The following is a 2,787-nucleotide window of genomic DNA, read 5'->3' as shown; positions in this document are numbered from 1 at the left end:
GGCTGGAAATCCAGCCCGCCTGGGGGCACCTCCCACGGCCGCCAGGCCGTAGGGGGAGATTGAGGGCACCGCGCGAAGCGCGGTACGGGTCCGGGCGGAGCCCGGTTCGGGAAGGGGCGGGGTGGGGAAGCAGCCCGCCGCAGGCGTTACGCCGAAGCCGGGCGGTACAGCTCGCGCGGCAGTTCGGACGCCGCCGCCGCGTCCAGCAGCCACAGCGTCCGCGCCCGCCCGTACGCTCCCGCCGCCGGCGCCTGGATCTCGCCCGCTCCCGACAGCGCGATCTCCGCCGCCTTCGCCTTGTCCTCGCCCGCCGCGAGCAGCCACACCTCACGTGCCGCGCGGATCGCCGGCAGCGTGAGCGAGATGCGGGTCGGCGGCGGCTTGGGCGCGCCGTGGACCCCGACGACCGTGCGTTCCGTCTCGCGGACCGCCGGGAGTTCGGGGAACAGGGACGCCACATGCGTGTCGGGCCCGACGCCCAGCATCAGCACGTCGAACGTCGGTACCGGACCGTGGTCCTCGGGGCGCGCCGCCGCGGCCAGTTCCGCCGCGTAGGCGGCGGCCGCCGCCTCCACGTCGGAGCCGTACGGACCGTCCGACGCGGGCATGGCGTGCACCCGCGACGGGTCCAGCGGTACGGCGTCGAGCAGCGCCTCACGCGCCTGCGTGACATTGCGCTCCGGGTCGCTCGCGGGCAGGAACCGCTCGTCGCCCCACCACAGATCGAGCCGCGACCAGTCGATCGCGTCCCTGGCCGGCGACGAACTGAGCGCGGCCAGCAGCCCGTTGCCGTTGCGGCCGCCGGTGAGGACCACGGAGGCCGAGCCGCGCGCGGCCTGTGCGTCCACGATCTTCGTGATCAGCCGGGCCGCGGCCGCCTGTGCCATCAGCTCCTTGTCGCGGTGGACGACGAGCTGCGGAGCGGCGGTCACTGGGCTGCCGCCTTCTTCGCGGGGGTGGCCTTCTTGGCCGCCGGCGCGGCCTTCTTCCCGGCCGCAGGGCCGGCGGACTCCGCCGCGGCCGGCGTGCCCCCGCCGAGGCGCTCCACCCCGTACCGCAGCGCCGACGAGTAGGTGTCGTCCGGGTCGAGCCGGCGCAGTTCCTCCGCGATCAGCTCGGCCGTCTCGCGCCGCTTGAGCGCGACCGCACGGTCCGGCTGCCCCTCGATGGACAGCGTGGCGAGCGATCCGTCGGGCCGGTCCAGCACGATCGGTCCGCAGTCGGACTCCAGCCGCACGGAGGTGAGGCCGGGCCCGGCCGACGAGGACCGCTTCACCGGCACGTGCAGCCGGTCCGCGAGCCACATCGCGAGCAGCTCGCAGCTCGGGTTGAACTCCTCGCCCTCCACCTCGACGGAGGTGACCTTGCAGGTGACCTGGTCCAGCGCCGCCGCGAGCATCGAGCGCCACGGCGTGATCCTGGTCCAGGACAGGTCGGTGTCGCCGGGGGTGTAGGCCTCGGCGCGGGCCGCGAGCTCACGCACCGGCTGCTCGGCGGCGTAGGTGTCGGTCACCCGGCGCTGGGCGAGCGATCCCAGCGGGTCGTTGGCCGGGTCGGTCGGCGCGTTGACCGGCCACCAGACCACCACGGGGGCGTCCGGCAGCAGCAGGGGCAGCACCACCGACTGGGCGTGGTCGACGACCTCGCCGTACAGGCGCAGCACGACCGTCTCGCCGGTGCCCGCGTCCGCGCCCACCCGCACCTCGGCGTCGAGCCTGGCCTTCGCGCGGTCACGCGGGGAGCGTGAGACCCGCTTGATGACCACGAGGGTGCGCGAAGGGTGCTCGCGGGACGCCTCGTTGGCGGCCTTCAGCGCGTCGTAGGCGTTCTCCTCATCGGTCACGATGACCAGGGTGAGGACCATGCCGACGGCCGGGGTGCCGATCGCCCGGCGGCCCTGCACCAGCGCCTTGTTGATCTTGCTGGCCGTGGTGTCCGTAAGGTCGATCTTCATGGCCGACGCCAGCTCCGTCCGTCTCGTGCGAGCATTTCGTCCGCCTCGTCCGGCCCCCACGTGCCGGCCGTGTACCGGGCCGGCTTGCCGTTCGCGTCCCAGAACTGCTCGATCGGGTCGAGGATCTTCCAGGACAGCTCGACCTCCTCCACCCGCGGGAAGAGGTTGGAGTCGCCGAGCAGCACGTCGAGGATGAGGCGCTCGTAGGCCTCGGGGCTGGACTCGGTGAACGACTCGCCGTACGCGAAGTCCATCGAGACGTCCCGGACCTCCATCGAGGTTCCCGGCACCTTGGAGCCGAACCGCATGGTCACGCCCTCGTCCGGCTGGACGCGGATGACCAGGGCGTTGTGTCCGAGCTCCTCGGTCGCCGTGGAGTCGAACGGGGAGTGCGGCGCGCGCTGGAAGACGACCGCGATCTCGGTGACGCGCCGGCCGAGCCGCTTGCCGGTGCGCAGGTAGAAGGGGACGCCCGCCCACCTGCGGTTGTCGATCTCCAGCTTGATCGCGGCGTACGTGTCGGTCTTCGACCTCGGGTCGATACCGTCTTCCTGGAGATAGCCGACGGCCTTCTCGCCGCCCTGCCAGCCCGCGGTGTACTGCGCGCGGACCGTGTTCTTCGCCAGGTCCTTGGGAAGCTTCACCGCGCCGAGGACCTTGGTCTTCTCGGCCGCGAGGGCGTCCGCGTCGAAGGAGGCGGGCTCCTCCATCGCGGTCAGCGCCAGCAGCTGGAGGAGGTGGTTCTGGATCACGTCACGGGCGGCGCCGATGCCGTCGTAGTAGCCGGCCCGGCCGCCGATGCCGATGTCCTCGGCCATCGTGATCTGCACATG

Annotated in this window: 3 protein-coding genes; all 3 read right to left on the bottom strand. The window is 72.8% G+C overall.

What is annotated here, in order from left to right; translation table 11 throughout:
- Positions 1-146 precede the first annotated feature (146 nt).
- Positions 147-932, bottom strand: a complete 786-nt coding sequence (pgl, locus tag AB0K36_RS34605; protein ID WP_364601804.1) for a 6-phosphogluconolactonase — start codon at positions 930-932, stop codon at positions 147-149.
- Complete coding sequence (opcA, locus tag AB0K36_RS34600; protein WP_364601801.1) at positions 929-1,954, bottom strand: glucose-6-phosphate dehydrogenase assembly protein OpcA; 1,026 nt, start codon at positions 1,952-1,954, stop codon at positions 929-931. The genes pgl and opcA overlap by 4 nt, the downstream gene beginning before the upstream one ends.
- Positions 1,951-2,787 (bottom strand): glucose-6-phosphate dehydrogenase (locus AB0K36_RS34595; protein ID WP_364601799.1); only part of this gene is annotated, 837 nt, incomplete at its 5' end. The genes opcA and AB0K36_RS34595, both read right to left, overlap by 4 nt.

It is taken from the genome of Streptomyces kurssanovii, from assembly GCF_040677245.1.
GTDB lineage: Bacteria > Actinomycetota > Actinomycetes > Streptomycetales > Streptomycetaceae > Streptomyces > Streptomyces kurssanovii.
This window is presented reverse-complemented; position numbering and strand designations above follow the sequence as displayed.